This is a genomic window from Actinomadura formosensis NBRC 14204 (assembly GCF_001552155.1).
GTDB lineage: Bacteria > Actinomycetota > Actinomycetes > Streptosporangiales > Streptosporangiaceae > Spirillospora > Spirillospora formosensis.
The window spans coordinates 74,051-97,431 of record NZ_BCQQ01000004.1; the positions used below are offsets into that span (position 1 = coordinate 74,051).

29 protein-coding genes are annotated in these 23,381 nt (G+C 69.0%); 14 read left to right on the top strand and 15 right to left on the bottom strand.

The genetic code is table 11. The annotated features are described in order from the left end of the window. Positions 1-3: 3 nt before the first annotated feature. Positions 4-780 (top strand): phosphate ABC transporter ATP-binding protein PstB, encoded by a 777-nt coding sequence (gene pstB, locus AF1_RS01785; protein ID WP_067792869.1) that lies wholly within the window; start codon positions 4-6, stop codon positions 778-780. A 12-nt stretch (positions 781-792) separates the two neighbouring features. Here pstB and AF1_RS01790 read toward each other — a convergent pair whose 3' ends face one another. After that, a complete protein-coding gene (locus tag AF1_RS01790; protein WP_067792873.1) occupies positions 793-1,509 on the bottom strand; it encodes a winged helix-turn-helix transcriptional regulator in 717 nt (238 codons plus the stop codon). Positions 1,510-1,704: 195 nt separating this feature from the next. On the opposite strand from AF1_RS01790, the gene AF1_RS01795 reads away from it, so the two are divergent. The 8 genes from AF1_RS01795 to AF1_RS01825 all read left to right on the top strand — a co-directional run bounded on the left by AF1_RS01795 (position 1,705) and on the right by AF1_RS01825 (position 6,555). Next, positions 1,705-1,959, top strand: coding sequence for a MoaD/ThiS family protein (locus AF1_RS01795; protein ID WP_067792876.1), 255 nt, complete (start codon positions 1,705-1,707; stop codon positions 1,957-1,959). An 87-nt stretch (positions 1,960-2,046) separates the two neighbouring features. Then, positions 2,047-2,769 (top strand): LmeA family phospholipid-binding protein, encoded by a 723-nt coding sequence (locus AF1_RS01800; RefSeq protein WP_067792879.1) that lies wholly within the window; start codon positions 2,047-2,049, stop codon positions 2,767-2,769. Positions 2,770-2,883: 114 nt separating this feature from the next. Beyond that, entirely contained in the window at positions 2,884-3,309 is a 426-nt protein-coding gene (locus AF1_RS01805; protein ID WP_067792997.1) for a TlpA family protein disulfide reductase, read from the top strand. A gap of 98 nt (positions 3,310-3,407) precedes the next feature. After that, positions 3,408-3,473 carry a putative leader peptide gene (locus tag AF1_RS36955; RefSeq protein ID WP_353819285.1) on the top strand — a complete coding sequence of 22 codons (66 nt, stop codon included), beginning with the start codon at positions 3,408-3,410 and terminating at the stop codon, positions 3,471-3,473. A gap of 78 nt (positions 3,474-3,551) precedes the next feature. Then, on the top strand, positions 3,552-3,989 hold the full coding sequence (locus AF1_RS01810) for a DUF4395 domain-containing protein (protein WP_067792882.1): 438 nt from the start codon (positions 3,552-3,554) through the stop codon (positions 3,987-3,989). After that, the gene (locus tag AF1_RS01815) at positions 3,986-4,825 is read left to right on the top strand and encodes a sulfurtransferase (RefSeq protein ID WP_067792885.1); all 840 of its coding nucleotides are present in this window, start codon (positions 3,986-3,988) and stop codon (positions 4,823-4,825) included. Before AF1_RS01810 ends, AF1_RS01815 begins: the two co-directional genes overlap by 4 nt. Before the next feature lie 31 nt (positions 4,826-4,856). Continuing rightward, a complete protein-coding gene (locus tag AF1_RS01820; RefSeq protein WP_067792888.1) occupies positions 4,857-5,165 on the top strand; it encodes a DUF1416 domain-containing protein in 309 nt (102 codons plus the stop codon). Between the two features lie 85 nt (positions 5,166-5,250). Beyond that, the gene (locus AF1_RS01825; RefSeq protein ID WP_067792891.1) at positions 5,251-6,555 is read left to right on the top strand and encodes a hypothetical protein; all 1,305 of its coding nucleotides are present in this window, start codon (positions 5,251-5,253) and stop codon (positions 6,553-6,555) included. Here the strand turns inward: AF1_RS01825 and AF1_RS34020 are convergent. Genes AF1_RS34020 through AF1_RS01835 form a run of 3 tightly spaced genes read right to left on the bottom strand, consistent with a single transcriptional unit; the run spans position 6,440 to position 8,213 of the window. Beyond that, positions 6,440-7,009 carry a hypothetical protein gene (locus tag AF1_RS34020; protein ID WP_131732300.1) on the bottom strand — a complete coding sequence of 190 codons (570 nt, stop codon included), beginning with the start codon at positions 7,007-7,009 and terminating at the stop codon, positions 6,440-6,442. The genes AF1_RS01825 and AF1_RS34020 overlap by 116 nt on opposite strands. Next, entirely contained in the window at positions 7,006-7,608 is a 603-nt protein-coding gene (locus AF1_RS01830; RefSeq protein ID WP_067792895.1) for a hypothetical protein, read from the bottom strand. The genes AF1_RS34020 and AF1_RS01830 overlap by 4 nt, the downstream gene beginning before the upstream one ends. Then, a complete protein-coding gene (locus AF1_RS01835; protein ID WP_131732299.1) occupies positions 7,605-8,213 on the bottom strand; it encodes a hypothetical protein in 609 nt (202 codons plus the stop codon). The genes AF1_RS01830 and AF1_RS01835 overlap by 4 nt, the downstream gene beginning before the upstream one ends. 258 nt (positions 8,214-8,471) lie before the next feature. On the opposite strand from AF1_RS01835, the gene AF1_RS01840 reads away from it, so the two are divergent. Beyond that, positions 8,472-9,350, top strand: a complete 879-nt coding sequence (locus tag AF1_RS01840; protein ID WP_067792901.1) for a hypothetical protein — start codon at positions 8,472-8,474, stop codon at positions 9,348-9,350. Positions 9,351-9,610: 260 nt separating this feature from the next. On the opposite strand, the gene AF1_RS35600 is transcribed toward AF1_RS01840, so the two are convergent. After that, complete coding sequence (locus AF1_RS35600) at positions 9,611-9,886, bottom strand: hypothetical protein (protein ID WP_174548808.1); 276 nt, start codon at positions 9,884-9,886, stop codon at positions 9,611-9,613. A gap of 159 nt (positions 9,887-10,045) precedes the next feature. On the opposite strand from AF1_RS35600, the gene AF1_RS01850 reads away from it, so the two are divergent. Next, entirely contained in the window at positions 10,046-11,200 is a 1,155-nt protein-coding gene (locus AF1_RS01850; protein WP_067792907.1) for a S8 family serine peptidase, read from the top strand. A gap of 36 nt (positions 11,201-11,236) precedes the next feature. On the opposite strand, the gene AF1_RS01855 is transcribed toward AF1_RS01850, so the two are convergent. From AF1_RS01855 to eccCa, 6 genes are all read right to left on the bottom strand, one after another. Next, complete coding sequence (locus AF1_RS01855; protein WP_067792910.1) at positions 11,237-12,433, bottom strand: hypothetical protein; 1,197 nt, start codon at positions 12,431-12,433, stop codon at positions 11,237-11,239. 2 nt (positions 12,434-12,435) lie between these two features. Next, complete coding sequence (locus AF1_RS36105; protein WP_255218769.1) at positions 12,436-12,561, bottom strand: hypothetical protein; 126 nt, start codon at positions 12,559-12,561, stop codon at positions 12,436-12,438. A gap of 521 nt (positions 12,562-13,082) precedes the next feature. Next, the gene (locus AF1_RS01860; protein WP_067792913.1) at positions 13,083-13,589 is read right to left on the bottom strand and encodes a hypothetical protein; all 507 of its coding nucleotides are present in this window, start codon (positions 13,587-13,589) and stop codon (positions 13,083-13,085) included. Between the two features lie 58 nt (positions 13,590-13,647). Beyond that, positions 13,648-14,097 (bottom strand): YbaB/EbfC family nucleoid-associated protein, encoded by a 450-nt coding sequence (locus AF1_RS01865; RefSeq protein WP_067792916.1) that lies wholly within the window; start codon positions 14,095-14,097, stop codon positions 13,648-13,650. Between the two features lie 42 nt (positions 14,098-14,139). Next, the gene (locus tag AF1_RS01870; RefSeq protein ID WP_067792920.1) at positions 14,140-15,222 is read right to left on the bottom strand and encodes a hypothetical protein; all 1,083 of its coding nucleotides are present in this window, start codon (positions 15,220-15,222) and stop codon (positions 14,140-14,142) included. Between the two features lie 61 nt (positions 15,223-15,283). Beyond that, positions 15,284-19,261, bottom strand: coding sequence for a type VII secretion protein EccCa (gene eccCa, locus AF1_RS01875; RefSeq protein WP_067792923.1), 3,978 nt, complete (start codon positions 19,259-19,261; stop codon positions 15,284-15,286). A gap of 179 nt (positions 19,262-19,440) precedes the next feature. Between eccCa and AF1_RS01880 the strand changes: the two genes are divergently transcribed. The 3 genes from AF1_RS01880 to AF1_RS01890 are packed head-to-tail and all read left to right on the top strand — an operon-like array spanning position 19,441 to position 20,812. Beyond that, a complete protein-coding gene (locus AF1_RS01880) occupies positions 19,441-19,893 on the top strand; it encodes a YbaB/EbfC family nucleoid-associated protein (RefSeq protein ID WP_067792926.1) in 453 nt (150 codons plus the stop codon). Further along, the gene (locus tag AF1_RS01885) at positions 19,890-20,321 is read left to right on the top strand and encodes a hypothetical protein (RefSeq protein ID WP_067792929.1); all 432 of its coding nucleotides are present in this window, start codon (positions 19,890-19,892) and stop codon (positions 20,319-20,321) included. Before AF1_RS01880 ends, AF1_RS01885 begins: the two co-directional genes overlap by 4 nt. After that, positions 20,321-20,812: a hypothetical protein gene (locus AF1_RS01890; protein WP_067792932.1), complete on the top strand. Its 492-nt coding sequence runs from the start codon at positions 20,321-20,323 to the stop codon at positions 20,810-20,812. The genes AF1_RS01885 and AF1_RS01890 overlap by 1 nt, the downstream gene beginning before the upstream one ends. A 3-nt stretch (positions 20,813-20,815) precedes the next feature. On the opposite strand, the gene AF1_RS01895 is transcribed toward AF1_RS01890, so the two are convergent. The 4 genes from AF1_RS01895 to AF1_RS01910 form a co-directional block, all read right to left on the bottom strand. Next, entirely contained in the window at positions 20,816-21,751 is a 936-nt protein-coding gene (locus tag AF1_RS01895) for a hypothetical protein (RefSeq protein WP_067792935.1), read from the bottom strand. Beyond that, positions 21,751-22,200 (bottom strand): hypothetical protein, encoded by a 450-nt coding sequence (locus AF1_RS01900; RefSeq protein WP_131732297.1) that lies wholly within the window; start codon positions 22,198-22,200, stop codon positions 21,751-21,753. Before AF1_RS01900 ends, AF1_RS01895 begins: the two co-directional genes overlap by 1 nt. Before the next feature lie 142 nt (positions 22,201-22,342). Then, on the bottom strand, positions 22,343-22,867 hold the full coding sequence (locus tag AF1_RS01905; protein WP_067792941.1) for an SUKH-4 family immunity protein: 525 nt from the start codon (positions 22,865-22,867) through the stop codon (positions 22,343-22,345). Beyond that, positions 22,867-23,381: hypothetical protein (locus tag AF1_RS01910; protein WP_217999796.1), on the bottom strand; the 515-nt coding region annotated here is incomplete at its 5' end. The genes AF1_RS01905 and AF1_RS01910, both read right to left, overlap by 1 nt.

Consider the following 23,381-nt stretch of genomic DNA (forward strand, 5'->3'; position numbering starts at 1 on the left):
TCCATGGCCAAGCGGATCGAGGTCTCCGGGCTGCACGCCTACTACGGCGGCGTCCACGCCATCGAGGACATCTCGATGACGGTCGAGCCGCGCTCGGTGACGGCGTTCATCGGGCCGTCGGGCTGCGGCAAGTCCACGTTCCTGCGCACGCTGAACCGGATGCACGAGGTCATTCCGGGCGCCCGCGTCGAGGGCAAGGTCATGCTGGACGACGAGGACCTGTACGACTCGTCCGTCGACCCCGTCGCCGTCCGGCGCGTCGTCGGGATGGTGTTCCAGCGCCCCAACCCGTTCCCCACCATGTCGATCTACGACAACGTGGCGGCCGGTCTCAAACTGAACGGGGTGCGCCGCAAGGCCCGCCTGGACGAGATCGTCGAGGAGTCGCTGCGCGGCGCCAACCTGTGGAACGAGGTCAAGGACCGGCTCGGCAAGCCCGGCGCCGGTCTCTCCGGCGGCCAGCAGCAGCGCCTGTGCATCGCCCGCGCCATCGCCGTCCAGCCGCAGGTCCTGTTGATGGACGAGCCGTGCTCCGCGCTCGACCCGATCTCCACTCTCGCCATCGAGGACCTGATCGAGAAGCTGAAGACGCAGTACACGATCGTCATCGTCACCCACAACATGCAGCAGGCCGCCCGCGTCAGCGACCGCACGGCCTTCTTCAACATCGCCGGCACCGGCAGGCCGGGCAGGCTCATCGAGATCGACGACACCAGCAAGATCTTCACGAACCCCGAACAGAAGGCGACCGAGGACTACATCACCGGCCGCTTCGGCTGAGGGGAAGGGGGATCAGGTTCGGGCGGGGGCCTTTTCCTCGGTGTCGCCGGGGCGGTGGTCGGGGACGAAGCGGTAGCCCACGTTGCGGACGGTGCCGATCAGGGATTCGTATTCGGCGCCCAGTTTGGCGCGCAGGCGGCGGACGTGGACGTCGACGGTGCGGGTGCCGCCGAAGTAGTCGTAGCCCCAGACCTCCTGGAGGAGCTGGGCGCGGGTGAAGACCCGGCCCGGATGCTGGGCGAGGTACTTCAGCAGCTCGAACTCCTTGAAGGTGAGATCGAGGACGCGGCCGCGGAGGCGGGCGGTGTAGGTGGCCTCGTCGATGCTGAGGTCGCCGCTGCGGATCTCGCCGGGGCTGTCCTCCTGCTCGCCGGCCGTCGCGGCGCGTCCGACGGCGAGGCGCAGGCGGGCCTCGACCTCGGCGGGGCCGGCGGTCTGCAGCAGGACGTCGTCCAGGCCCCATTCGGGGCTGAGGGCGGCGAGGCCGCCTTCGGTGACGATGGCGAGCAGCGGGCAGTCGAGTCCGGTGGTGCGCAGCAGGCGGCACAGGCTCTTGGCCTGGGCGAGGTCGCGGCGGGCGTCCACCAGCAGGACGTCGGCCGGTGGCGCGTCGATGAGCGCGGACGCCTCGGCGGGGGCGACCCGCGTGGAGTGCAGCAGAAGTCCGAGCGCCGGTAGGACCTCGTCGGAGGGCTCCAACGCGTTGGTCAGCAAGAGCAGGCTGCTCAAGTGCCGTCTCCCGTCCCAAAGACGTAGGACCCGGACGGCTCATCCTCCAGCCTCGGCAACGGCCGGCGGCTCGAAGAACGAGGCGGCCATGAAGGGCCTTCCGGATGAACTCCATGGCCTCGTCGCCCGGATCCCTCACCCCGAGGATAACCGAGCCGTGTCCGCGGGCGGGGGACGGCCTGCGAGACTGGAACCATGGCGAAGGGGACGATGCGGTACTGGGCGGCGGCCAAGGCGGCGGCCGGGACGCATGAGGAGCCGTACGAGGCGGGGACACTGGCGGAGGCGGTCGCCGACGCCAAGGCGAGGCGGGGCGAGGAGTTCGCGCGGGTCGTGCGGCGCAGTTCGTTCCTCATCGACGGGGATCCGGTCGGGAGCCGCCCGCACGAGTCCGTCCCGCTGCCCGAGGGCGGGGTCGTCGAGGTTCTGCCGCCGTTCGCGGGCGGGTGACGCAAGGTCATTCTCCGGCGCGACTCGGTATGGGGGCGTCTGCGCATAAAGTGTGGCGAATCGCATGCCGAAGCCCGAAGGAGAAACATGCGGAAAGTGCTGCTGGTCCTGCTGATCTTCGCGGCGGTGGTGCTGGTCGCCGCGGACCGGATCGGCGTGCGGGTCGCGCAGGACCAGATCGGCCGGCAGGTGGCCGCGCAGTACAACCTGCGGCAGCAGCCGGACGTCACCATCCACGGCTTTCCGTTCCTGACGCAGGCGGTGGGCGGCGAGTACGAGCACATCGAGGTCTCCATCGGGGACTGGACGGAACGGGGCGTCACCGTCAGCGGCGTCAAGGTCGACATGCGGGGGGTGAACGCGCCGCTGTCGGAGGTCAGCCAGGGCAGCGCCGCGAACGTGACCGCGCGGACGGCGACCGCGTCCGCCGTCGTCCCCTACGCCGTGATCCAGAAGGAGGCGCCGAAGGAGGTCAAGCGGATCGGGCCGAAGGGCGACGACCTCTCGGTCGACCTCACCGGCAGCATCCTCGGCTTCCCGCTCTCCGGCACCGCGGTCGTACAGGTCAAGCCGACCGCGAAGGGCATCGCGATCTCGCCGGTGTCGGTCGGGTCGGACGGCGCCGTGCAGATCCCGCTGGTGGCGGTGAAACAGCAGCTCACCTGGGTCGTGCCGGTCTCGGACCTGCCCGTCGGGTCGCGGATCAGCGAGATCCGGCCGACACCGGACGGGCTGCGCGTCTCCGCGACCGCCCAGAACGTCCGGCTGAACGATCTCCAGTCGGCGCAGAAGCAGGGCGGGGCCAGCTGAACCCGCCCGGCGACGCGTACCTGCCGGTGGTGCGGGTCCGGCCGCGGACGAGGGTCGCTTCACGATGACCACCCGAACGGAAGAAGCCGCGTCCCGCCGGGGTTGAGCATGACGATGACCGGAGCATTGATCGCGGCGGCGGTCCTCGCCGCGGCCACGGTGTTCGGCCTCGTCCGCCGGCGCCGTGACGGTGTGCTGCGTACGCGGCGGGAGAAGGGCGGCGAGATGCCGGAGACCGTCCGGCCGGACGACGTGGGCGCCGAACTCGGTGAGAAGGCCACGCTCCTGCAGTTCTCCAGCGCGTTCTGCGCACCCTGCCGCGCGACCCGCCGCGTCCTCGGCGAGGTGGCCGAGATGGTGGACGGTGTCGCGCATGTCGAGCTCGACGCCGAGTCGCACCTGGAACTCGTCCGCCGGCTGAACGTGGTGCGGACCCCGACCGTCCTCGTCCTGGACGCCGCCGGACGCGTCGTCCGCCGCGCCACCGGAGCGCCCCGCAAGCCCGACGTCGTCGCGGCCCTGGGCGAGGCCATCCAGTGAGCCCGCGACCTGCGCTCACTGTCTCGGAAGACGAGACGGATGTGACAGGCACTGGAATGCCGCTTAACATCGTGTCCGTGCGTTACTGGACAGAGCAGATGCTCACGAAGCGTCGCGCGGTCGACTTCTGCCGCGTGGCCGCCTCGCTCTGTCGCATGGCCTGAGGCATCGAGCCCCTCCGCCCCCGAGCATTTTCCACTTCCAGCTCGTACGCACGCTTCCACTCCGCCAGGAGTACCCCAATGCAGGTTGATCCGCGTGGGCAGCGCTTCGGCGCGTCGGTCACGGCAGTCGTCCTCATCGTGGTGCTGGTGACCGGAAGCTGGGCCCTGCTCGCCGCTCAGGCCGTCGTGTTCGCCGTCGCGACCTTCCTCGGCCTCCGGTACGCCCCGTACGGACTGGCGTTCGCAGTGCTGATCCGTCCCCGGCTCGCTCCGCCCAGGGAACTGGAGGACGCCGCCGCGCCCCGCTTCGCACAGGGGGTCGGCCTCGCGTTCGCCCTGGCCGGAACGGTCGGCTACGGGACGGGGACCACCTGGCTCGGCATCGGTGCCACCGCCCTCGCACTGGCGGCGGCGTTCCTGAACGCGGTGTTCGGGTTCTGCCTCGGCTGCGAGATGTACCTGCTGTTCCGACGTATCACCGCGAAAGTCCGCTCCGAGAGGGAGGTTCCCGTATGAGCCGCTCAGACGTCCTGGTGGACACCAGTTGGGTCGAGTCCCACCTGGACGACCCGGGCCTGATCCTCGTCGAGGTCGACGAGGACGTGTCCGCCTACGACAAGGGCCACATCCGTGGCGCCGTGAAGATCGACTGGAAGACCGAGCTGCAGGACCCGGTCCGCCGCGACTTCGTGGACAAGACCGGGTTCGAGCAGCTGCTGTCCGCCAAGGGCATCGCCAACGACGACCTGGTGATCCTGTACGGCGGTAACAACAACTGGTTCGCCGCCTACGCCTACTGGTACTTCAAGCTGTACGGCCACGACAAGGTGAAGCTGCTCGACGGTGGCCGCAAGAAGTGGGAGCTGGAGTCCCGCGAGCTCGTCACCGACGTCCCGTCCCGTCCGAAGACCGAGTACAAGGCCAAGGACCAGGACCTGGCGATCCGCGCCTTCCGCGACGAGGTCGTGGACGCGATCGGCAAGCAGAACCTGATCGACGTCCGGTCCCCGGACGAGTTCAGCGGCAAGCTGCTCGCCCCGGCGCACCTGCCGCAGGAGCAGTCGCAGCGGCCCGGTCACGTGCCGACCGCGCGCAGCATCCCGTGGTCGAAGGCGGCCAACGACGACGGCACGTTCAAGTCGGACGAGGAGCTCCGGCAGCTCTACACCGAGGCCGGCGTCGACCTGAACAAGGCCACCATCGCCTACTGCCGCATCGGCGAGCGTTCCTCCCACACCTGGTTCGCGCTGCGTGAGCTGCTCGGCCTGGAGAACGTGAAGAACTACGACGGTTCCTGGACCGAGTACGGCTCGCTCGTCGGCGTGCCGATCGAGCTCGGCGCCCCCAAGTAAGCCCGCGCACTTTCCCAGAGCTGGAGGAGCAATGACCCAGGGTTGCGCAGCACCCGAGCAGACGGCGCACCTGCCCGCGACCGTCGACCTGGCCAACGAGGCCGTCATCCAGGGCACCGTCACCCGTGACGGCGCCCCCGTGTCCAGCGCCTACGCCCGCCTGCTCGACTCGTCCGGCGAGTTCACCGCCGAGGTGGTCACGGGCGAGGAGGGCGTGTTCCGGTTCTTCGCCGCCGACGGCGACTGGACCGTCCGCGTCCTCGCCGCCGGCGGGGTGAGCGTCGACACCGCCGTCACCGCCGCGACCGGCACGGTCGCCGGCCTGGAAGTGAAGATCTGACCCGGGCCCGTCCCGCGAACCCCGCCGTCCCACCGGACGGCGGGGTTTCGTCATACGAACCCCGGACGGTTTACGATCAGCGGCGATGTCCTGGCCGTCCGCGCATTCCCCGCTGATCCTCCCGTGGGCCGCACTGAAGCTCGCGGGACGGTTCATCGTGCCGCTGACCCTCTGGTTCACCGTGGGCGAGCTGCTCCGGTACGGCGCCATGTACGCGGGCTACCGGCTCGGGATGATGAAGGGCACGGCCGCGTCCGTCGCGCCGATCGTCACCATCGGCCTGCTCGTGGTGATCGCGCTGACGGTCACGGTGCTGATGGTGCACAGCGTCCGGGAGGGCCTGGACGTGGTGCAGGCGCGCGAGGCGGACGGCGACCTGACGCCCTGGGCGGTCGGCAACGAGGAGCCGGTGCTCGGCGCGATCGGCCGGGCGGCGCTCCCGTTCGTCATCTTCTACCTGGCGTGGGGCCTGCAGAGCGAGGACGCGCGCGAGTTCGCGTCGGCGGCGGCGAGCCGCGGGCTCGCCGAAGGCGGCCTCGAAGGGCAGATCAAGGGCGCCGGGATGCTGCTGTCGCTGGAGAAGCACGTCGGTCTCGCGATCGGCCTCACCGCCGGGCTGTTCGTGCTGAAGGTGCTGGCGGAATGGCGGCTGGAGGAGCGGCTGCCCCGCGCCGTCGGCGCCCTCGTCGCCCTCCTGGAGATCAACTTTGCGCTGTTCGGCATCTTCACCATCGACCACCTGCGCAACCTGGGCGCCGACTGGTTCACCGCGCGGGAGGCGTGGGGCTGGCTGACCGGCCTCGCGGGCCCGGCCTTCGGGCTGTGGGGGCCGTTCAAGGACGCGGTGCTCGGCGCGCTGATCTGGCTGGTGATCGCCGGGGTGATCCTCGGACTGGACGCGGGGGACGAGCGGGTCGTCCTCGGCGGGAGCCGGGCGGCGCGGCGGCTGGCGCGGGCCGGTGCGATCGACCGGGTGAACAGCCCCCGCGAGCTGCTGACACGCGGGTTCCGGGAGATGTGGCTGCCCGCCTGGTACGGGCTGCGGCTCGTCCGCCGGTCCGGGGTGCTGCCGTTCGCCACGTTCTGCCTGCTGTTCGCGGGGCTGCATGTGGGGGAGGACGCGGGCCGCCGGCTGGTGTACGAGCTGATCGGCCCGCACGAGGTGACGTGGTGGATGCAGTGGCTGCCGGCCATCGGCTACGGGACGGGCCTGGTCTTCGAGATCCTGCGCGTGTGCCTGCTGGCGGCGGCGTTCAACCTCGTGATGGCGCGGGTCAGCGAGAGAAACGCAGCGAAGCCAGTGGGTCCCCCGGCTTCTTCCGTGTCTCCTTCGGCGCCTGAATCCGCAGCTCCAGCGAGTCCGCCTTGGCACGGGGCACCGTCCCCCTGACGGTGATGCGCATCGCGACGCCCGCCTTGGGCCGGGCCGTCGTGAGCCCGGCCGCGGACCATTCGCGGCCGTCATCGTCGTGGAGCCGGTACGCCAGGCCGTAGGAGCCGACCGCCTTGGCGCTGGCGTCGTCCGAGGGGAGGACGCCGAGATCGAGCCGCAGCTCGACCACATCGCCCCGCCCGCCGCCGAGCGGCCCGGCCGTCCGCCGGTCGAGGATCTTCCACTTGGCGCCGGCCAGGACGCCGGTCCGGCCTTCGGGGACGGTCGTCACCCTCTCGGGCGGTTTCAGGAACCGCCGGACCTTGTCGGTCTCGTCCACCCACCGCAGGGCGAGGAGCGCCGACATCGCGCACACGAGGGCGATCACCTCCACGATGCGCCGGTCGAGGGGACGCATCCGGGACCGTCCGGGCAGCGGAATCCCGTCGGGCCGGGTCACGGAGGCCGTCATGAGTTCTCCGCCCTGACCTTGTACCGATCGGTCGCTCCCCGCACCAGGCGGGCCGCCCGGTCCTTGTCGAGCTTGAGGTCGATGTCCGCCGCCGCGGAAAGCTGCGGCAGCAGCCCGCCGGTGCCCACGACCAGATGCGCCCCGGCCACCCGCTGCTTCGGCAGCTCGAACAGCAGTTTCGTGGACGTCCAGATCATCGGCTCGAACGTCGGCTGGTTCAGCAGGACGGACCTGGCCCGCGGGTCCTGCCCGAACGTGTAGCCGCCGGGCGTCTCCAGCGCCGCCGACGCCAGTCGCAGCGGCTTCCACCGTGCCGTCGCCCGGAGATGCACGATGAGGTAGACGCCGTCCGTCCCGACGGCGGGTGTGGCCCCGAGCGAGAACCCCGGCTCCACCGACCGCGCCGCGTCGACCCTGTCGACCCGCACGCTGAAGTCGCGGGTCGTGACCTGCTCGCCGATCGTCCCGCCGGTCCGGATCGGGTCCAGCGCCCCCGCCCTGACCTCGGGCCGGACCGAGTGCAGCCACATCGCACCGGCGAGCAGGACCGTCCCGCCGAGCCCGGCCCCGCCGCGCAGCAATACCTCCCGCGTGTTCACCGCGGGCTCACCGCAAGCGTGAGGCGGCCGACGAGTTCATCGCTCTTGGGATCGACGATCCAGTTGAAGCTGCTGTCGGTGAATCCGTGCTCGTACTTCCACTTGCGCAGCCCCACGGTCAGCTTCGCCGGTGCGTCCGCCGGGCCCATCCCCCACATGGCGGACGCCTCCACCGGCAGCCCAGGCTGCGTCGTGTCGGTCTTCGCCCCGCCCGCGACACCGTCGATCCGCTCGGGCTCGACCCATTTGCCGGCCCCGGTGCGCGCGACGACGCCCTCCGACAGCCCGCCGCTGCCGAGCGAGATGGTCTTCTTGCCCTTGTTGAGCACCCGCATCCGCACGATGAGGAACCGCTGCTCGCCGCTGCCGAACATCCCGCCGGCGAGCCCGATCCGCGCGTCGCGGACGGTCACGCTGAAAAGCCCGAGGTCGAGCGGATCTCCCGCCTTCTTCGCGGGCTGCTTCGGCGTCTCCTTGAACCCGCCCGCGACCCACACCACCGGCACCAGGACGGCGACCACCCCCAGAACCGCCCCCGGCACGACCCACCGCCGCGCCCCCACGCGCTGCTCGGGATCTGGAGGAACCGGTGCCGTCGATCGCATCCGCCCGATGGTAATACGAGGACACCGGCCGGCCGCTTCCCGAACCGCTGCGCACACTCGTCCTCGCGTCGCTGATCGGCGTGGAACTGATGACCCCCCGCCACCTGACCCCCATTTTCGGCCAGGCCATTGGTGACCGTAGGCAGGTCCATTTGCCCCCTATGATCAACTAGCCGGAGGTGAACGCCTGCCTCCCGCACACAGCAAGGAGGGCTCTCTCGCACAGGGCCCGAAGGATGAGACACCTCCCTGGGACAAATGACCTTCTCCAGCACCGCCCTGCGCCTGAACCTCGCCGCCCAATACGAGGTGCTGGACGCGGGCACCGGCTCCGTGCTCGCCCGGCTCGCGGAGGTGACGCGTGTCCGCTCACCCCGGGGCAACCTTCTGCGGCCCGACCCCGTCGCCGTCCCCCGGCTCACGTTCGCGCTCACCGCGCCGGACGGCTCGACACTGCTCTACATCGACCGCGCCGAGCACCTGAAGCTCAACTTCGTCCCGCCGCAGACCGCGCTCGTGGACGCTGACGGAACCGTCCTTGGACGTGTGGACTACGACCGGTACTCACTGGTCCGGGAGGCGCCGGCCGGGGGCCGCGGACTTGAGGCGTACACCGATGAGCGGGGGATGCGGGTGGCCCCCGCCGCCTGTGTCCTCGACCCCGGCGGCCGGCTGCTCCTGAACGTGGTCTACGAGACGCCGGAAGATGGCGGCCGCCCCCGCCTGCCCGACGGGCAGGACGCCCGCGTCACCCGCTGGGTCACCACTGAGGGCGTCCAGGTGGCGGAACGCCGCGACGGCGTCCTCGGCTTCGACGAACGGCTCACCGGGGCCTGGCGCGCCATGATCGTCGGCTCGTTCGTCGCGTTCGCCCTCGAATTCCATTTTTCCTGGGGCGGCACTTCCGCCCCCGAATCCGTGCCCGAGCCGTATCCGGGGCACGCGGGCCTTCACGCCGCTTATGCCGAATATCAGCGGAGGGTCGTCGCCGAGTACAGGTCACCTGTCCGCACTCGCACCGGCCTGACCTTCCGTTCGGGCGTCATCTCTGATCAGCTCGACCACTTCTACAAAGTGGCTCTCCCCCTCATGCTCGTCGTCGCCACCGTCATCTTCCTCGTCCGCCACCTGACCTGATGAAAGGCGCCGGGGCCACGCTGATCGTGGACGACGGGACCCCTACACCTGGGCGCGCGGAACGGCGCTGCGGGCCAGCGCGGGCCGGTAGAGCCGGGCCCCTTGTAGTCGTCCATGGCCTCTCTCACGCGCTGCTGCTGGACGCCGAGTTCGTGGACGAGGTCCCGCATCTGCCCGGCGAAGCCGTTGGCGATCTTGTTGAGAGAGGCGATGGTCTTGGCTGAGGGGCGGCCGGAAGGTCGAACAGGGCGGTACTCGCTTCACGGACCTTGCGCTGGAAGTTCTGGCGGCACAGTTGACCGCGGCACGGATCGCCTCGCTGAGCTCCGCGACCGGCCGCCGCAGCGCCCGGGGGCGAGGTCGATCTTGGTCACACCGTCCTCCGCCGTGCACTCGGTGACGGTGCGGCCGCCGGCGGCTCCCCCGCGCCGGATGGTGGCCCGGATGGACTCCTGCGCCTCGGTGAAGTCGCACATCTGCTTCTGCATGTCGCGCTGGAAGCGCTTGAACTCCGGCCCGAGACTGAACTCGGCCATCATCGCCTCCTGTTCTTGTGGGCGGTCTGGATGACACGGCTGGTGACGGACCGGTGCCATGGACGGCATTCACCAGATGCCATTACGCCGGCATGTCCGACCCGGCGCATGCCGGTAGGGTTCGTGTTGCTCTTGCCGCGATTCGGGTCTGGAGGAACGGTGCTGCGGCGTTCGTCGACACTCGCTCTCGCATCGGCCATCGCGTTGGGCGCGGCCTTCGTCCCTCCGCTCCGGGAGACACCGGCGAGGGCGGCGGGCTGCCCGGAGGAACTGGTCTACGGCAGTCCCGCGAAAGAGCTGCCGCGTCAACTCTGGCCGCAGGAACGGCTGAACTTCACGGACGTCTGGGAGCACACCCGCGGCAAAGGCGTCAAGGTCGCCGTCGTCGACAGCGGCGTGGACATCGGCCATCCGCAGCTGAGGGGGCACGTCAAGGCGTACGACGTGACGAGGAGCGGCCTTCAGGACTGCGTCGGCCACGGCACCGCGGTCGCCGGGATCATCGGCGCCCGGGACATGCGCGACAAGGGCATCCCGTTCGTCGGAGTCGCCCCCCAGGCCGAGATCATCTCGGTGAAGATGGCGGTGAAGCCCACGGGCAACAGGTCGGAGTGGGCCGCGCAGGGGATCAGGAAGGCGGTCGACCTGGGCGCGAAGGTCATCAACGTCTCGTCCCAGTCGCCCGACCTGCCCGATCTGCGGCAGGCCGTCCGCTACGCACAGAAGCACGACGTGGTGATCGTCTCGGTCGCCGGCAACCTCACCGACCAGACCAAGCAGACCCCGCAGAAGTCCTACCCGGCGAGCTACCCCGGTGTGATCTCCGTTGGCGCCCTCTCCAAGGACGGCACACTCGCCGGTTTCTCCAACACCGTCACCCCGGTCACCGTGACCGCCCCCGGACAGGCCGTCATCAGCACCTGGCCGCGCGACTCCTACAAGCTCGACGACGGCACCAGCCTCGCGGCCCCCTACGTCGCCGGCACCGCCGCGCTGGTCCGCGCCTTCAACCCGAACCTGAACTACCAGCAGGTCAAGCAGCGCATCGAGTCGACCGCCGACGGTGCCCAGGTACAAGGCACCGGTTCTGGCGTGGTGAACCCGCTCCGGGCCGTCACCACCGTCGGCACGGGCGGCGGGAACGCCAGCACCGCCCCCGCCGCCGGTGTCCAGCGTGTCTCCATCGACCAGCCGGTCCCCGAAGACCGCTTCGGCCGCAACATGGCCCTCGCCATCGCGGGCGTGGCCCTCGCCATCGCCGCCGCCCTAGGCGTCGCGGCCATGGTCGTTCCCGCCGCCCGCCGCCGCCACTGACCTTTGGGTCGGCGGTCGCCGATCGTGGGTGCCGCTTCAGACTTGGCGGGTGATGCGCACGGCGATGGGCAGAGCGAGCGCGAGCGGGCGGAGCGGCTCTGGGCACTCCGGTGAGAACTCCAGCCACATGCGGCTGTTGTCGGCCTTGCTCTTCGTCCGCAGGGAGGCGACCTCCCGGCCGGTGGTGTCGGTGACGGCATAGCGGCCTCCATCCTGGTGGACGGTGCCGAGCAGCGTGCCACCGGCCGAGCGCAGAGACATCTCCCCACGCCCGCCGAGTTCGCCGAGGCTGTTCCCGTCCGCGTCGAGGACGGTCATACGCTCCCTGCCCAGAGTCCGGGGCATCCGGTTGATGATGAGCATGGTGCGCGCATGGGGATCGCGCAGGACGATGCTCCTGCGTCTCTTGTTTGGGTTGGTGGCGAAGAAGCTCGCTCCCTCCGTCGACTTCTTCATCAGCCGGCCGCAGGCCTGGGCCAGGAGAGCGCCTCCGCGTTCGTTGCGGTAGCGGCCTTCGCCGTTCACGAGGACGCGGTCGGCGTCGAACAGCGCACGCGGCGACGGTCCTGGCACCTCCTGGCCGCGGTCGTCCAGCACGCGCCAGGTACCGCCGAGGATCTCGATGGTCGCGGCGTGCACCGCCTCCAGCCAGCCGGCCGGCAGCGAACGGTCCCGCAGCAGCGTGGCCACCGCCTCCTTCTGGTCTCGCCGTCCGACCTTGGTCACGGTGTCGATGCCGGGTGCCGCCGCCGGGTCGTACCAGGTCGTCCATACCGGGTCGCTGATCGGCCAGGTCAGCCCGACCGCGTGCACAGCGCTCGACGGGATCGTCGCCTCGTCGTCACGGTGGCGCAACGCGATGCCGTCCCCCCTGATGGTGACGATGAGACGGCTCCTATGCACGGTGAGCGCCCAGATGACACCGACCAGGCCGACCATCAGGCCACCGCCGCCGTAGACGATGAGGGGCCCCGCGACCGTGCCGGCGTAGCTGGTGGGCAATGTGGACGCGCAGAGACCGAGGCCGATCAACGGACCGGCCACCGCCATGGCGAACGGCCACCGGTAGGCTCGCGGCCCCAGGGTGACCCGGAGTTCCGGTGCGCCCTTCACGCCCGGCGTCCGCCGGGCGAGGCCCGCCTGGCCGGCCCATCGCCTGCGCCACCAGATCCGGGCGGCCACCGGGCAGCCGACGGCGGCGACCAGGGCGACCAGCGGCAAGAACGACTGCATGCTCAGACCTTCAGGGTGCTCGCAGCCTCCGCGCCATCACGGCGCTGGGCGACCACGTGCAGTTTCTGCCGGACGTCGTGGAGTTCCTCGACCCGGGCCTTGAGGTCCTGATCCGCCCACTCGGTCATGACGGCATGCGCCGTCGCAGTTCGAAGCCGTACAACATGAAGGCGTCCGTGCTGATGTCATGGGGAGCACCGTTGAGGGTGTAGCGGGCCCCCTTGAGGAGGCCCATCGCACTGTGCCTCGTGTTTGTCGGCAAGGACGCGAATCGTCTCGGCCGGGTGCTCATGTTCCACGTCGAGTACTCCGCCCTTCCGTTGATCACGTACCGCCTCGTGATGGAGTATGACGGACTGGTATGCCCCTACGGGCTCTGATTGAAGACCGCCCGGCTGCCGACCACCAGAGCGTTGGTTGATGCTCTGGCAGACACATGTCCGAGACGTCAAGACCGCGCACGACCGGATCCCAAGATGGCTGTTGGCGGGCGAGTGACCACATCGATTGCCCTGCACGGCCGAATCGCAGCGGCGGGGACCGCAGCCCGTGTTGGTGAAGTCCGTGATTAACGACATGACGCTGCTCTGCTGAGGCCACTACCGGCGCCGTGACGGTGACGGCTCGACTGACGATGTCGCTCAGGCGCTCAACGCATTGAGGTGGAATCGTTCCACAATGGACCCGCCGATCCGCGGACGGCGGCTTTGATGGTTTCGGCATCCTCCTTGAAAGCGCCCAGCTCGCACACTTTGACCGCAGCGTGTTCCGACCTCCATTCCGGGTGGTACATGCGGTAGGGCAGTTGCATTGGTGCTTGCTTGGGCCAAGCCATCAACCAGTCGCCCTTGGCGCGACCGGGTGCCTGAACGATCCGAACCTCCTCCAACTGAGTCCAGAGAATCCGAGTCGCCTGGCCGCGTGCTCTCACCTCCATCCCCCCGTCGTCCACCCGGAACTCCATCGGATGGTAGGCGTACGGGAGCAGGAGCACGCCACCGACGAGAAGGACGAAAAAGAAGATGATCAGCGTAAAGCTAATGACTGGATCCAGGCCGAGGAAGGTGCCCGCGACCATTAGTACTGCCAGCCCCAGTGCCCCCAGGGTGGACTGCCATATCGGTTTCTTCTCTGCGTAGAAGACATCAGATTGCATCAGCCTCACCGGATGCTGCTGTTGTGGGTGCCGTACCGCCTAAAGAACCGGCGTCCGGCTATCCCATCATCTTGCGAAGTCTGTCGAGTTGCTCGGCTGCGGCCCGGGCAGGATTCTCTGAGCGGGCTACGGCGGCGGTACTCTGTTCGATACGGTCAGAGACCTCTTGGATGGTTCCCTTGGAAACCATTTCTTCCAGCCGAGTGACATCCCCCGTTAGTGGCGCCATCAGTTCCTGACTCTTCGTGGCCAGGGACTGCTGTGCGGCGAGTATGGTCTTGGTGATCTCTTCGGACAGTGCTTCGGATCCTTGCTTCATGGCTCGCGGATTGATGTCGAGTCGGTCGAGCATCCCGTTGGGCTGCACAGTGACCCGGATGTAACCGTCCTCACTCTCCGCCTCACCTGTGAGTTCGCTGAGTTGGTCAACGACGGCGAGTGCCTGCTTCACTTGCTTCTGAATCCGGTCGATTTCCCGGTCGAGTTCGGGGTTTCCGGTGCCTGCCACTCTTTCTCCTGGTTCTGATGGAATTTGTGTCTACTTCGCAGACTATGCCTGGGGAACGGGAACCGTGGGCTGAGCCCAGTCGATGTTGATGTCCTTGAAGGACGTCCCGCCGCCCAGGTTGACCTCCAGCTTGGCGAAGTTCAGGCCCGCCGCCGAAGCAATGTCCTGCAGCGGACCGATGGCGATCCCGGCCACCCCCAGGACGGCCGTGACCGAGGCGGCGGTTCCGGCCGACAGGATTGCGCCCTGAATCAACTTTGCGATCCTGAAGAAGATTCCGACGTAAGGAGTGTTCTCGCCAATCGAGAAGGCTATGATTGCCGCTAGAGAAATCATTGCGAAGCCGAACATGGCGTTCTGAATGAAGTGCAGTTGCTGAACAAGTTCGGTCAGCGCTTGGCTGTTCTTGTCGGCGGCGGCGGCGGTCTGTTCAACTTCTTTCTTGAAGATCTCGGCCCAGTTGTCGAATGCGCTCTTGGAGTCGCCTTCCCAATTCTTGTCGAGCGTCTTGGCAATGCCTTCCCAGGTGCCTCCAGTCACTCCTTCTAGATTGGTTTTGGCTGCGTTCCAGCCGCCGATCGCCTCTTGTATATCGCTGTCTATTGGCGTGAAAAGCGCCCAGAGGATGGTGGACGCGATCGCGGTAGGGGCAAGGGTCTTTGAGGCTCCGTTGGCCGTGGCTATGGCTATGTTCTTGGCGAGCAGTGCGCCGATTCCGGCTCCCGCCCAGCCCGCACCCGTGAGGGCGCCTTCCTTCGGCGCAAAGCCCCAGGAGCTGGAAGGTTTGGTGTATTGACTCTTGGGAGCGCGCTTGGCTCTGGTGTCGGCGGAGTTGGCGATCTCGGCCTTTGCAATGGTGTTGGCGACCTTCACCAGCCCCTCCGACGCGGTCTTGAGTTGCTTGGCTCCCGCGTCAATGCTGTTAGAGAGGGTGCTTCGTGAGCTCTCGTAGGAACTTGAGAAGAGAAAGTGGCAGATCACGCCGAAGGCGAGGGGGTTCAGGTCGCAGGCCTTCTCGGTGTACTCATGGGCCACCTTCATATAGGAGAGCGGTTCGGAGGACATTTCTCCCGCGGTCTCAGCGATCTTTTCTGCGTGCGCGCGAAGCTCTTTGGAAGGTGCCATCGAAACCTCCTGGTGGTGTGTCTTGATGAGCTCGCCGGTCTTTATGTCTAACGAAGGATCTCTAGGAAATGGGGTCGTCGCGGTGGGCGGTTTGGATTAGGCGGGTGCCGGTGCGGCGGTCTATGTGGTAGCCGCGGCCGGGGGGGAGCTTGTGGGGCTTGATGTTGCCGAGCAGGATGCCCTCGTCCTTGTTGCCGGACATCAGCAGGCCAGGCGACGCCATTTCCTTGATGCGGGTGATGGCCGGGTCGAACATGCCGCGGCCGGCGCCGCCCATGGCGCGGGCGAGGATGATGTGCAGGCCGATGTCGCGGGCCTGCGGGAGGAGTTCGACGAGGGGACGCAGCGGGTTGTCGGACGTGGCGACCATCTCGTAGTCGTCGATGATGAGGAACAGGTCGGCGCCCGTCCACCACGAGCGGGAGCGGAGCTGGTCGGGGGTCAGGTCGGCCGGTGGGAGCCGCTGCATCATCGCGCCGCGGATGTCGTTGACCAGTGAGGTCGCCGCCGGCGCGGAGGCGCCGAAGCCGATCTGGTGTTCGGTGTTGGCGACGTCCAGCAGCGAGCGTCCGTAGTCGATGAAGATGATGCGGGCCTGGTCGGGGGTGTAGCGGCTGGTGATGCCGGTGGCGATGTGCCGCAGCAGGTTGGACTTGCCGCATTCGGCGTCGCCGAGCACCAGGAAGTGCGGGTCCTGGGTGAAGTCGAGGTAGACGGGGGAGAGCGACTCCTCGTCGATGCCGATGGGGATGCGCATGCCGGTCTCGGCCGGGGTCGGCAGCGACGACACCGGCAGGACGTCCGGCAGCATGCGGACCTGCGGGGCGCGCTGGCCGGTCCACGCCTCGTTGACCGCCTGCACCATCTTGAGGACGCCGTCGTTCAGCGACTCGTCGGCGCCGCCGCCGTCGAGGCGGGGGACGGCGGTGAGGAAGTGGTAGCCGTCGCGGGACAGGCCGCGGCCGGGACGTCCCTCGGGGACGTTGTCGGCGAGCTTCCGGTCGATCTCCGACTCGTACGGGTCGCCGAGCCGCAGCTCCAGCTTGGTGCCGAACAGGTCGCGGATGTTGCTGCGGAACTCGGTCCACTTGTTGGACGAGGCGATGATGTGGATCCCGTACCCGAGGCCGCGGGCGGCGAGCTGGGTGATGGTGTCCTGTGTGGCCTCGTAGTCCTGGCGGAGCGTCAGCCAGTTGTCCACGACGAGGAACACGTCGCCGTAGCCGTCGCCGGGGTGCTCGCCGGACGCGCGCATCCGCCGGTAGGTCGCGATGCCGTCGATGCCGCGCTCGGCGAACTCCCGCTCGCGCTGCTCCAGCAGCCCGCTGACCTCGGCGACCGTCCGGCGGACCCGGTCGGCGTCCAGGCGGGTGGCGATCCCGCCGACGTGCGGCAGGTCGGCCAGCGCGGCGAGCGCGCCGCCACCGAAGTCGAGGCAGTAGAACTGCACCTCGGCGGGGGTGTGGGTGAGGGCGAGGGACGCCATCAGCGTCCGGATCGTGGTCGACTTGCCGCTCTGCGGACCGCCGGCGATGCCGACGTGGCCGGCGCCGCCGGACAGCTCCAGCCAGTACGGGTCCCGGCGCTGGTGGAACGGCTTGTCGACGATGCCCGCCATGGCGTAGAGCTTGCCGCGGCCCTCCCAGCCGGCCGTCGTGAGCCCGTACTCGCGGGTGACCTGCAGCGGCGGGAGCATCTCGTTCAGCGCGGGCGGCTCGTCCAGCGGCGGCAGCCAGATCTGGTGCGCCTTCGCGCCGTGGCCGGCCAGTTGCCGGACCACCACGTCGAACAGCGCATCCTTGGACTTGTTCTCCTCCGGCTCCGGTGCGGGCGCGTCCGGCTGTTCGACCACCTGCGGCCGCATGTAGTTCGCCAGGTACGGGACGACCTGGGCGGCGACCTGGCCGGTCTGCCGGCCGGTGTCCTGCTTGTGGGGCTGCTCGTCCACCGGGCCCGACACGTACGCCGCCTTGAACCGCACCATCGGCTCGGTCGCGAACTTCAGGTAGCCGTTACCGGGCGCGGGGGGCAGTTCGTAGGCGTCGGGGACGCCGAGGACGACCCGCGATTCCATCGCCGAGAACGTCCGCAGGCCGATCCGGTAGGACAGGTGCGTGTCGAGGCCGCGCAGCTTGCCCTCCTCCAGGCGCTGCGAGGCGAGCAGCAGGTGGACGCCGAGCGACCGGCCGAGCCGTCCGATCATGACGAACAGCTCGGCGAAGTCGGGCTTGGCGGACAGCAGTTCGGAGAACTCGTCCAGGACCAGGAACAGCGTCGGCATCGGCGGCAGGTCGGCGCCGTCCAGCCGGGCCTTCTCGTAGTCGCGCAGCGAGGCGTAGTTGCCCATGGCCCGCAGGTACTCCTGCCGCCGCACCATCTCGCCGTGCAGCGCGTCGTACATGCGGTCGACCAGCGGGAGCTCGTCCTCCAGGTTGGTGATGATGGCGGAGACGTGCTCCAGGCCGTCCATCCCGAGGAACGTCGCGCCGCCCTTGAAGTCGACGAGGACGAAGTTGAGGATGTCGGGCGCGTGCGTCATGGCGAGGCCCAGCACCAGCGTGCGCAGCAGCTCCGACTTGCCGGAACCGGTGGCGCCGATGCACAGGCCGTGCGGTCCCATGCCGCCCTGCGCCGACTCCTTGATGTCGAGTTCGATGGGGCGCCCGTCGGCGTCCAGCCCGATCGGCACCCGGAACCGGTTGCGCTGGGCGCGCGGCCGCCACACCCGCGCCGGGTCGACCTCGTACGGGTTCTCGACGCCGAGGAGGGACGTCAGCGTCATGTTGCCCGACAGGACGTCCTCTTCCTCGGTGGTGTCGTTCGTGCTGCTGCGGAACGGCGACAGCTGGCGGGCGAGGCTCTCCGCCTGCGGGATGCTCACACCGTCGGGGGCGCCGATCGAGGACGGGACGTCCTTGCCGGCCCGGTCCTTCTTCAGCATGTGGACCTTGCCGGCGGCGACGTTCAGCCGCAGCGTCCCGCCCTCGGTGGTGAAGCCGACGGTCTGGCCGAGGTCGATGACGCAGACGCCCTCGATGCCGTCGGCGGCGAGCTGCGAGTCGTAGGACGCCATGCCGCCGTCCACCACGACCACGTGCAACGGCAGTTCACCGGACGGACGGCCCGCCACGAACCGGGAGCGGTCCTTCACCTCCGGCCCGAGCAGGACCTCCAGCTCCGACATCGTCGGCGCGATCCTGCGGATCTGCCCCGCGGCGTCGTGCTCGGTGGGGTGCAGCGCGTGGGGCAGCCACTTCACCCAGTCCCAGTGCGGAAGGTGCTCCTGGGACGTGCAGACGCTGATCTGCACGTCGTCGGGGGAGTGGAACGTCGCGATCTGCATGAGCATGGCGCGGAGCATGGCCCGCCCCGCCTCCACGTCCCCGGACAGGAAGATCCGCGAGAACGAGCGGAGGTTGATCGCGACGGGCAGCGCCGGGACGGTCGAGTGCGTCCGGATGAAGCGCCGCAGCGCGCCGGCGCTCATCGGCTCCAGGTCCTCGATGGGCTTGGTCTCCGGCGCGATCAGCTGGACGGCGAGCCGCTGCGGGCCCGCCCCGACCCGCACCTGGCCGAAGTCGCCGTCCTCGGCGCGCCGCTCCCACAGCCGGGAGCTCATCACGATCGACCACAGCCGCGTCGGGTCCGGGTTGTACCACTCCAGGGCCTCGCGCTGCTGGGTGGCGGCCTTGCGCACCTTTGTCCGGACCTGCCCGAGATAACGCAGGTAGTCGCGCCGTTCGCTGTTCAGTTTCGATTTGCGTTCGCCGGACTTCTGGCCGACCTGGCTGAACATCATGCCGAACATCGACAGGCCCATCATCCCGCCCGCGACCATCTGCAGCGGGTTGGAGTTGGGGTTCAGGAACATGAACGCCATCGCGCCCGAGCCCGCCGCCATCGGCAGGTACATGAGCACGCTGCGGAACCCGTCGGTGGTGATTTCAGGCAGCTCGGGCGGTGATTCCAGCAGGACCTCGCCCCGTGGCATCTCCGGCGGCTTCCGGCGTTCTTTGCGCCGCACCAGTACCGTGCTCACTGGACCGGGCTCCCCTCTGGCCGTCAGTCGTCGCAGCCCGACATCATACGGATAAAGTGCGTCCCCCGGCTTTCAGGACAGCACGCTAAAGCGAATCGGACGCCCGGCGCCACGCCCAGACCAGTGGGAACACCAATCGTCGCCAGGCGGCGGAGAACCTACAGAACTCGGAGACCACGATGTTCGGACCGGACGGCCTCGACCTCGGCGACCTGCTGCGCCAGTCGCAGGAGCGGATGGCCAAACTCGCCGCGGTGCGGGAGCAGATGGCGGGGCTTCAGGGCCGCGCGGAGTCGCAGGACGGCCGCATCAGCGTGACGAGCACGGCCGAGGACCCGCTCGCCGAGATCAAGATCGACCCCAGGGCGATGCGGATGGGGTCGGAGGAGCTGGCGGCCACGCTCCAGGAGACGGCCCGGCGCGCCCGCCAGGACCTCGACGCGCAGGTGCAGAAGATCACCGCCGACCAGTTCGGCGGCACCGAGAACCCGATGGACGTGCTCAAGGACCAGGACGCGCTGAAGAAGTCCCTCACCGACATGCAGGGCGTCTTCGAGCAGGCCGGGCGCCAGTCCCAGCAGATGATGGACGAGCTGCACCGAAAGCTCGGCCTCCGGGACACCGGCAAATGACGGCCCGGTGGGGTGAGGCGGTGCTCGCCGCGGAGCCGTTGCGGCGGCGCGTGTCCGACGACTCCGGGACGCGGGCCCTGATCGTCGCCGCCCTGCTGGTCTTCCTGGCCGGTGCCGTGGTGGCCGGGGTGCTGGCCTACACCGGGCGCTGGCGGTCGTGGTACCCGGGCCGGTTCCGGGTGACCTTCATGCCGCTGGCGGCGCCGTGGTTCGCGGCCGCCGCCCTGCTGATGGCCGGCCTGGTGGGGCTGGACTTCCTGCTGGACCCGATCCCGGCCGGCCTGGCGCTGCTCGGTGTCGCGCTGGCGATCGCCTGCCTGCTCGTCGCCGGTGTCTACGCGATCCATCCCCCGCGGCGCATGCTCCCCCGCTGGATCAGGCATCTGGAAGGGGACGGCTCGCCGTCCGGACCGGCGGGCGGCCGTTGATGAGGCGGCCGGCCCGGAGCGGTTCTCCCCCCGCCGGCGCGGGCTCCCGCGCGTGGCTCAACATCGCCGTCCTGGGAGCCGCCGCGCTGGTGGGCCTGGTGGTCCTCGCGCGGCCGCTGTGGTGGTACGCGACCGGCACACCGACGAAGGCGGCGGTGGAGCGCTGCGACGATCCCGGCCGGAGGCCGCTGGTCTGCGGCGGGACGTGGACCCTGCCGGACGGTACCGAGCACCACGGCCGGATCGCCGGGGCGGGAGAGGGCGACGAGGGGAAGACCGTCCCCGTACGCGCCTCCGCGTCCCATGCCGCGACGTTCTCCCTGCGGCTCGTGTACGGTCCCGCCCTCGTGCTGCTCGTGGCCGCGTTCTTCGGCTACGTCTCCTACCGGCAGCGAGCCGTCGCGCGAAAGAACGCGGGAGGGAACACGCGGGCGGACGCCCCGGGTGCGCGGCCCGCGGGGACGGATCCCGGGCAGGGCCTGTCCTCCTGAGCGTCAGCGGTGGGGCTGGGTCTTGTCGACGTACTTCTTGCCCGCGTCGTCCTCCGAGCCGTAGGAGTCGCCCCAGTTCGCCCACGGGGTGGCGAGGATGTTGCCTCCGTTGAGGGTGTCCGCCGTCCCGAGCGTGGCGGCGAGCTTCTCGGGGACCGTCAGCGGCGCCACCCGGGAGGTGAGCGGAACGCCCAGCCCGGTCGCCGGGTTCGCGCCGAAGACCTCCGACGTCCGCTTGGTCAGCAGGTAGGCGAGAGCGCCCTTGAGCATGTCGTCGGCGCCGTTCATCGTCGCCTTCCCGAAGGTCGCGAAGACCTCGGAGTTGCCGTTGAACAGCTGGCCGACCATGTTCGTGCCGAGGAAGACGCCCCAGACCGCGGCCGCGCCCACCGAGATCTTCTCGATGATCGTCGAGCTGACGTTGAGGACCTTGTAGGCCATGGACGCGAACTGGTTCGCCTGGGCCTCCAGCTCCAGCGCGGCGGGCGCGCCGACGATGGTCCCGGCCGCGATGCAGATCGCCGTTGCGAAGATCGCCAGCAGCGTCATGATGATGAACATCAGGTAGATGAAGACGCCGATCAGGACGGCGAGGATGTACAGCGCGACGATCACCGACCACGCCATGACGATGGAGAAGTCGAGCTGGTCGGAGTAGTCGTCCATCTTGCCGTCGAAGGCGGTGCGGTCGTCACCCTCCCAGGCGCTCGTGGAGACGCGCCGCGTCAGCTCCTCGATCTTCTGCTGCGCCTTCTCCAGCTGGTCGACCATGTCCTTCCAGCCGTCGGCCGCCCGCCACAGCTTGCCGGGGTTCCCCTGCGCCTGGTAGACGATCGGCACGATCGGGATCGCGGCCGGAATGATCACCGACACCCACAGCGACTCGAAGAACGCCGCCTTCGCCAGGCCCTCCGCGGCGTCCAGTGCCTCGGCCGCCATCAGATCCCCTCAAGCGTCGACTGGCGCTCGGCCTCGTCCTGGATGCCGGCCGTCTTGACGAGCCTGTCGTTGATGTCCATCGCGTGCTTGCTCTTGTCGATGAGGTCCTGGTCGGCGAACTCGATCATCTGCGTGTACGTCAGGGCGGCCGAGATGGCGAACATGGTGTACGCGTCGGGCTGGGCGTCGCGGGGTTCGGCGTCGAGCTTGTAGCGCGCCTGCTTGAACAGCTCCATGAGCTCCTTCTCCACCGCGGCGCCGAGCTTCTTCAGTTCGTCCGGTGAGAACCGCACCTCCCCGCTCGTCTTGCCGGGCGGCGCCGGGGGCGCCTGCGGGGAGGGAGACGGGGTCGGTGTTGCGCCTCCCGGCGGCGTGGCGGGGTGGCCGGCGGCCGGGGCAGGGGCGGGGCTCGGGCCGTTCAGGAGGTCGGCGACTCTGTTCTCACCCATGCGAAGGCCTCCGTTCTGTGAGCGGTGAGCGAACCTGAAGAGACAACGGGGCATCGACCGACGGTCGGATAGCCCCCATCATGGCAGGCATCCACAGGGCGGCTTCGCGGCACAGAACTTCGTGCGACGCGAGGCCGCTCCGTCAGGTGCGGCCCTCCAGTTGGGCGAAGGCGACGTTCCACCAGGACTCGGTGTCGGTGAAGGCGGCCGGGTCGAGGGCGCTCAGCTCCTCCCGGAGCCGTGCGGCGGGCAGGGCGCGGGTGGCCTTTCCCTGGTCGGCGCGGATGAGGCGTTCGAGATGGTAGAGGAACTCGACGAAGGCGCCGAGCGTGGAGTTGACGACCTCCAGCCCGGTGGTGTCGCCGAGGTCGAGGAGCATGACCGCGCCGCTGTCACCGTCCAGGCAGTAGTACATCTTCTCGTCCGGGACGGCGCCGAGGACGAGGAGACCGAGTGGCTCGTTCTCGCCGACCTGTATTTCGAGGACGTTGAAGAGCTCGAAGTCGCCCTCGACGTATGCGGTGAACAGCAGCGGCACCTGGGCCGGTATGGCGGCCTCGGGCGGCAGGGCGCTCAGGTCGAACGTCATCCGCTCGACGCGGTCCGGGGGCAGGTAGAGGAGCCCGTCCTCACCCCACAGGCGCACCATGTCCTGATATTCGAGCATTAGGCTCCCTCAGTGATGAGTCCCTGGGCGACGAGGAAGTCGTACCAGCGGTCCTCGGGCGGAGCGGGGATCTGCTCGGCGTAGCCCGGGCCGAGGACGTACCGGTCGATGAAGTCGTCGATACCCCCGGTCAGCCGCTCGAAGCGGGAGTCGAAGGCGTACTCGGCGTCCATCTCGGGGAACCACCACACCGCCCCGGTGGCGCGCTCGACCATGAAGGGGAAGTCCATGTTCCCCCCGAAGCACACCCAGGCGTCACGGCCACCGTCGAGGTCGTCGCAGTAGAACTGGTTGGCGCCGATGGTGCGGGTGGAGTGGACGGTGATGACGCCGGCGTACAGGCCGTCGGTCACCAGCAGCAGATCCCGCAGCTCCGGCGGAAGGCCGGTGAGGACGTCCGCGGAGCCGGACGCGCCGGGATTGAACTCGGCGAACATATAGGAATCGGGTCCCGATTCCAGGCTCTGCCGGATGGAATCGATCTTCTGGCGAAGCCGGTCGTTCATTCGATGAT